Source organism: Anabaena sp. UHCC 0253 (genome assembly GCF_009712085.1).
Lineage (GTDB): Bacteria > Cyanobacteriota > Cyanobacteriia > Cyanobacteriales > Nostocaceae > Dolichospermum.
In genome coordinates this window covers 391,712-398,303 of sequence record NZ_VILD01000005.1, presented here as the reverse complement: position 1 = coordinate 398,303, position 6,592 = coordinate 391,712, and the positions used below count along the sequence as shown (strand labels likewise).

Sequence of the window (6,592 nt, the reverse complement as noted above, 5' to 3'; positions counted from 1 at the left end):
TAAAAAACAGAAAATAGAAGACCGTATAGTCAGTTTAACTCAACCACATATCCGTCCAATTATCAGAGGCAAAGCGGGTAAAAGGACAGAATTTGGAGCAAAGTTATCAGCTAGTTGTCATGATGGATATGTGTTTTTAGACCACATCAGTTGGGATAATTTTAACGAATCAGGAGACTTAAAATCGCAGGTAGAGGCATACAAAACTGACACTGGATATTATCCTGAATCCGTTCATGTGGATAAAATTTATCGGACAAGAGAGAATCGAGCTTGGTGTCAAGAAAGAGGAATTAGAATTAGTGGTCCGCCGTTGGGAAGACCACCTAAAAATGTCAGTAAAGAAAATAAGAAACAGGCTGCTTATGACGAAGGTATTCGTAACTGTATTGAAGGTAAATTTGGGCAGGGTAAACGAAGATTTAGTTTGGGTAGAGTCATGGCTAAACTTCCTCATACCTCTCTAACTGCTATTGCTATTACTTTTTTAGTTATGAATCTTTCTACCTTACTATCAAGGGTTTTTTGGGGATTTTTATGGCAATTTTTCCAAATAATCTCTTTTTTCTTTAATTCAATTAGAAAAAGTGATGTTTTGCCTAATTTTAAACAACAAAAACTTATCTTTGCTTTTGCCTAACTACCTAGTTAATTTTTTTTGCCTTTTTCTACTTTTTCAGCAAGCCCTAATTATCCATTATTAATTGTCAATTATCAATTGTCAATTGTTAAGCAGGTTCTTCTTCTCTCGTCGTTTCACTGATAACTTCCACTAACTCCGGCATACTTTCAAACTCATCTTGACCGGTTTGATCAAGTAATGATTTTAAATCTATGGTCTTGTTTTTTGTCCAGTGAATTTCCTCATGACCTCTTGCTTGCTGGAGGATTTCTTCTTTAGTTGCCGGAAAGTCTATCCCTGAAAGTGCTTGAGTTACTGCTGCTACACCATAAGCTTCACCTTTATCTGGACCGCGATTTTCACGTCCTGCCTGGGATTTAGTAGCCATAAAAGTCTCCTTACATAATCGTAAGTTATTGATTCACCTTATTACTTTAAAACTATTATTTATTAACGCCTTCTATCTTGAGAATTAATTTGGATGATTATAAAAATATTTACTATTACTATAGTATGATGTTCAGCAAATAAATTATATATGAGGTTTGCGGAAAAGGTCTTTTCGTTAGCCACTCTAACTCTATATATATTTCAAAAATCAAAGATTAATTATATAGACATCATCCCCTAATTATCTCCGTCTTACCTTTCATCTTCAGAGAGATTTTTGTTAACTAGAAGGAGTAAATTTAAGTCTCTCTTCTGAAAAAAAGAACAGGAAAAAACAGGAAAATCGGGATATATTTGAGTGAGCGATCGCTATTCGTCGCTATTGAGGAAAAACCCTTTGATTTACTTAGCAAACCGTTTGACAGCAAATAAACTACCCATTAATCCAACAGTTGCACCAAAACTCAAGAGAATCAGAGGTAATAGTAGAGTTTGAGAGGTAGTAAGTTGTAAACCGTTGCGGAGAAATTGGATAAAATCGGGTTGATTGATTAGTAAGCGGTTGAGAAATTGTTGAGTGAGAGAAATAAAACTCCAAGCGATCGCTCCACCTAATAAACCAAAAGAAATTCCTTGTAGAATAAATGGTAGATAAATCCAAGTAGCCGTTGCTCCCACCAATTGCATAATTTCTATTTCTTGACGACGTGCCATGACAATTAAGCGGATAGTAGTTGTGGTGACAGCGATCGCTGTTAAAGTTAAAATAATGGTAATTGTTAAAGTAATCCAGTTTAAACCCTGATGTAACTGGGCAACCCGTTTCACCGCTTCATCAACATATTGCACCACCTCCACCCCTGACAATTTCGCTAACTGTGTCGCTAAATTGGGGACAACTTGAGGACTCAGTGCTTTAACCTTCATTTCATCAACCAGAGGATTACCCCCTAACTGCTGAGTAGCACCATTAATATCAGTTAAACCAAATTCTTTCACCAACTTAGTCCAAGCTTGTTCTTTGGTAATCACTTCCACACCAGCAACTTCGGGCATTTTTGTAATTAGTGGTTCAAAGTTAAAAGCTTGCACACCTGGTTCTAAATAAACTGATAATTCTAGCTGACTACCAAATTGATTTAACAGTGTTTCTACCTGCCAAGAGACTTGCAGACTTAACCCAAAGAGAAACAGTAACACTGTCACCGTACTCACAGCAGCCCAATTCATCCATCCCCCCCGTTTTAAGCCCAGGAAGGTTTCTTTGAGGAGGTAATCTAGTTTCGTGAAATATTTAAACATGAAAAATAATTGATAATGGATAATTGACAATTGACAATTAATAAAAATTTTTATCCGACAACGAACAACTGACCACTGACAACGAACAACTGACCACTGACAACTAACGATAGAATCAAATTAGATTATTCACCATAAAGCCATCAAGAACCATGCCCTCTGATATTGCTGTAGAGAAGAAAAAGTTAAAAAATCCACCTTTGCAGATGCACTACTTAGGCGATCGCGTTTTGCGTCAACCTGCCAAGCGCATTACTAAAATAGATGACGAACTCCGCCAACTAGTACGGGAAATGCTGCAAACTATGTATAGCTCAGATGGCATTGGTTTGGCTGCACCCCAAGTCGGGATTAACAAACAACTGATTGTCATTGACTGCGAACCAGATAACCCAGATCATCCTCCATTGGTATTAATTAACCCCACCATTAAACAGGTGAGTAGTAAACTCTGCGTGGCTCAGGAAGGGTGTTTAAGTATTCCCAACGTCTATCTAGATGTAAAACGTCCAGAAGTGGTAACAATCGCCTATAAAGACGAATATGGCCGTCCCCAGACATTAAAAGCTGATGATTTACTCGGTCGCTGTATTCTGCACGAAATGGATCACCTCAATGGTGTGGTATTTGTAGATCGTGTAGAAAATTCCTTGACTTTAGCCCAGGAGCTATCTAAAAATGGCTTCTCGTATCAAGCAGTGAAACCAGTAGCATAGGGTGGTCTAGCAGTGTATTTAACTCCAAAAAGCGGTTTATTTTTAGGTGGTGCTTGTGTAGCAGCGATCGCAGCGGTTGGTTCGGTTTTTGAACTTAGTTACGGAGAACCAGATTTTGGTTTCCAAGCCACTGCCATTATCCTCGCTTTGAGCATTCCTCTCACCGGATTCTTTTTTATTGCCGCAGTGAGGGATGCACGGGCTAACATGAAATAAGCATCAGGTATATGAAAAAGGTAAGAGGATGAATGAGGAATGCACACTTCACCCTTTTACCTTTTATTTTTTACTTGGTAATTGGTGATGGTTAATTGGTAATGGGTAATTAAGAGGAAGATTGTCAATTATGAATATTCAACTTAAACCAGAAACAGCAGAATTAATACAGGCTTATATTGCCACAGGTCATTATACTAATGCCGATGATGTAATAATTAAAGCACTTAAATTATTATCAGAGTGGGAAAAAGAGTATCAGGAATGGGAACGAGAAACACACGAAAAATTGGCTGTAGGACTTGCTCAAATTGAACGCGGTGAGGTGGTTAATAGTGATGTCATTATGCCTAGATTAGAGGCAAAAATTAGGATAGCGCGTGAGAATGAAAAATAGATGTATTCCTATTGATGGATATATAATTTTTGATCGTTTATTGAAAAATAGTATTGTAATTGTTCGAGTAGTTAGTGGATATAGGGATTTAGAGTCTTTGTTTTTGAATTTAGATGAGCAATAAAGTTATCTTAATATTTTAACCTTCAGATAGGTAAGATAGAATCATGTTATCAACTTCTACCCAAATACTCCGTCTCTCCCAGGGACATCTCAACTTACTCACAGCTTGTCCTCGCAAATTCCAGCATACCTATTTAGAACAACTTAATACTCCTCTAGATCCTAAACACGAAGAATATCAAATTTTAGGTAGTCGGTTTCACCTACTCATGCAGCAAAAAGAAATGGGTTTACCTATTGATAATTTACTACAAACAGATCCTCGATTGCAAAATTGGATGACCGACTTTACCAAAATTGCTCCAGATATATTTACACCTGATCCTGATCATCAAACTTTTCGAGAAAGTGAACATTATCGGACATTGCAAATTGGAGATTATCTACTCACAGTCATTTATGATTTATTAATTGCTGATCAAAACCAAGCCCAAATTCTCGACTGGAAAACCAATCCCCAACCACCAAAACCAAAAATATTAGCTCAGAATTGGCAAACACGACTTTATCTGTATGTATTGGCAGAAACTAGCAACTATTTATTAGAAAATATCTCCATGACTTACTGGTTTGTCCAATTAAAAGGACAAACTAAAAATATTAAATTTATTTACAATGAAAAAGAACATCAAAAAACAGCAGAGGACTTAAATCAACTATTAAATGATTTCACCAAATGGGTAAACAATTATCAAGATCATAATATATCATTTCCACAAATTGCCGAATCTTCAAAAATCTGTGAATCCTGTCAATATGCTGTCCGCTGTCATCGTCAAAAAATCAAAGAAGTAACTGAAAATACTTATTCGCAATTTCCTAGTCTGGAAAATATTCAAGAAGTCTCAATTTGAACTTTTAAAAATATGAAATCTTTTGATGATCACGATATTATTTATGTTCGGGAAATAGGAATTGATGATATTGCTCCTATTTACCATTTAGGTGAAGAATTATTTACCAGTGATTTATATCCCTACTTGTATCGCACTTGGGACGAATGGGAAGTAATTGGACTTTATAATACAGATCCAGAATATTGTTTAGTTGCAGAAAACGACGGAGAACTGGCAGGATTTGTATTAGGAACTATTATTACCAAAGCATCTTGGACTTATGGTTATATTTTGTGGTTAGGTGTCAATCCTAAATTTCAACGTCAGGGAGTTGCTGATCAATTAGTTGATAAAATTATTGCGAGAATGATTGAAGATGGGGTACGGTTTATGTTAGTAGATACAGATCCCACGAATACACCCGCGGTGAAGTTTTTTAATCGCAAAGGTTTCGGAAATATGCGTCAACATATTTTCTTATCAATGAATTTAAGTAAACATCCACATTATGGTAGACTCATAGATTATGAACATCAAAAAGCAGAAAGGGCAGGTTATAAACGTACTCGTCCTACCATACGTACCCGGAAAACAGAAGCAATTCCTAATGATGTAGTTATCAATCCTTTAATTAATGAGTTAGGAAAAGATTTAATTAATAATGATGAATAAATTCCTTGTCTCACGCAAAGGCGCAAAGGCGCAAAGGAAGAAAGAAATATACAAGTTAGAATGTGGTTTAAGATGGAATGGATTTTAACGGGAACGGAACAACCCCCAGATTGGTTTATTGAATTAGTGAAAAGGTATGCACCAGCAAATGGTGGTAATTTTGCTGCTCAATTATTTTGGCAACGGGGAATTCAAAATGAGGAAAAGTTAGCGGATTTTATTAATTATCAAGTTTATCAACCTGCTGATTCTTGGGAATTTGGACAGGAGATGGATTTGGCTGTGCAACGATTAATAACTGCGGGGAAAACCGGGGAAAAAGTTGCTATTTGGGGAGATTTTGATGCAGATGGTATTACTTCGACTGCGGTATTATGGGATGGGTTGGGTGAATTTTTTCAGCAACATCATCAATTAAGTTATTATATTCCCAATCGGTTAACAGAATCTCATGGTTTAAATAAGTCAGGAATTGATATTTTAGCTGCACAAGATTGTAAGTTGATTGTTACTTGTGATACGGGTAGTACAAATATTGCGGAAATTATTTATGCTCAAAGTTTAGGGATAGATGTTATCGTTACTGACCATCATACATTACCATCAGCACGTCCTCCCGTAGTCGCAATTATCAATCCTCGTTATTTACCCAAAGAACATCCTTTATTTCATCTTTCTGGGGTTGCAGTTGCTTATAAGTTGGTGGAAGCATTATATAAAAGTTTGCCAGATATTCCTGAACATCCTTTAACTGATTTATTAGATTTAGTGGCAGTGGGATTAATTGCAGACTTGGTACAATTAAGTGGTGATTGTCGCTATTTGGCACAGTTGGGAATTCAACAATTACAAGCTGATTATAAAAAACCAATCGCAGCGAGAAGAAGACCAGGTGTAGGGAGATTATTAGAATTATGCCAGAAAAGTGGCGATCGCCCGACAGATATTTCTTTTGGTTTGGGTCCACGGATTAATGCTGTTAGTCGCATTCATGGTGACGCTAGTTTCTGTGTGGAATTATTGACGAGTAGAGATATTCAACGTTGTCAACAACTTGCAGAAGAAACGGAATTAGCTAATTCTCGTCGCAAGTCTTTACAAAAAGATGTCCAAGCGCAAGTTACTAAAAAACTCAGTCAATTAGACTTATCAACTACTAGCGTCATTGTTTTAGAAGATCCACAATGGGCGGTTGGTGTTTTGGGTTTGGTTGCTGGACAAATTGCCCAAGAAACAGGTCGTCCCACAATTTTGTTAAGTACGGAAGGAAAGGACAATGGGACGGATTCTAGCCCATCCTTAGCGCGAGGTTCGGCAC

Annotated in this window: 9 protein-coding genes; 7 read left to right on the top strand and 2 right to left on the bottom strand. The window is 36.9% G+C overall.

Features of this window, described 5'->3' with window-relative positions:
* Nucleotides 1-640: transposase (locus FJR38_RS16070; RefSeq protein WP_254449485.1), on the top strand; the 640-nt coding region annotated here is incomplete at its 5' end.
* Nucleotides 641-728: 88 nt separating this feature from the next.
* Here the strand turns inward: FJR38_RS16070 and FJR38_RS16065 are convergent.
* Nucleotides 729-1,010 (bottom strand): DUF2795 domain-containing protein, encoded by a 282-nt coding sequence (locus FJR38_RS16065; RefSeq protein ID WP_168497567.1) that lies wholly within the window; start codon nt 1,008-1,010, stop codon nt 729-731.
* Nucleotides 1,011-1,414: 404 nt separating this feature from the next.
* Nucleotides 1,415-2,314, bottom strand: coding sequence for an ABC transporter permease (locus FJR38_RS16060; protein WP_168538125.1), 900 nt, complete (start codon nt 2,312-2,314; stop codon nt 1,415-1,417).
* 152 nt (nt 2,315-2,466) lie between these two features.
* Here FJR38_RS16060 and def point away from each other — a divergent pair, with 152 nt between their 5' ends.
* The 6 genes from def to FJR38_RS16030 form a co-directional block, all read left to right on the top strand.
* Nucleotides 2,467-3,030, top strand: coding sequence for a peptide deformylase (gene def, locus FJR38_RS16055; protein WP_168497565.1), 564 nt, complete (start codon nt 2,467-2,469; stop codon nt 3,028-3,030).
* Between the two features lie 12 nt (nt 3,031-3,042).
* Nucleotides 3,043-3,246, top strand: a complete 204-nt coding sequence (locus FJR38_RS16050) for a hypothetical protein (protein ID WP_168538123.1) — start codon at nt 3,043-3,045, stop codon at nt 3,244-3,246.
* Between the two features lie 130 nt (nt 3,247-3,376).
* Nucleotides 3,377-3,643, top strand: a complete 267-nt coding sequence (locus FJR38_RS16045) for a type II toxin-antitoxin system ParD family antitoxin (protein ID WP_168497563.1) — start codon at nt 3,377-3,379, stop codon at nt 3,641-3,643.
* A gap of 167 nt (nt 3,644-3,810) precedes the next feature.
* Complete coding sequence (locus tag FJR38_RS16040) at nt 3,811-4,620, top strand: PD-(D/E)XK nuclease family protein (RefSeq protein ID WP_168538121.1); 810 nt, start codon at nt 3,811-3,813, stop codon at nt 4,618-4,620.
* Between the two features lie 12 nt (nt 4,621-4,632).
* Nucleotides 4,633-5,274, top strand: a complete 642-nt coding sequence (locus tag FJR38_RS16035) for a GNAT family N-acetyltransferase (RefSeq protein ID WP_168538119.1) — start codon at nt 4,633-4,635, stop codon at nt 5,272-5,274.
* A gap of 72 nt (nt 5,275-5,346) precedes the next feature.
* On the top strand, nt 5,347-6,592 hold a 1,246-nt coding region (locus FJR38_RS16030), incomplete at its 3' end, for a DHH family phosphoesterase (RefSeq protein ID WP_174764024.1).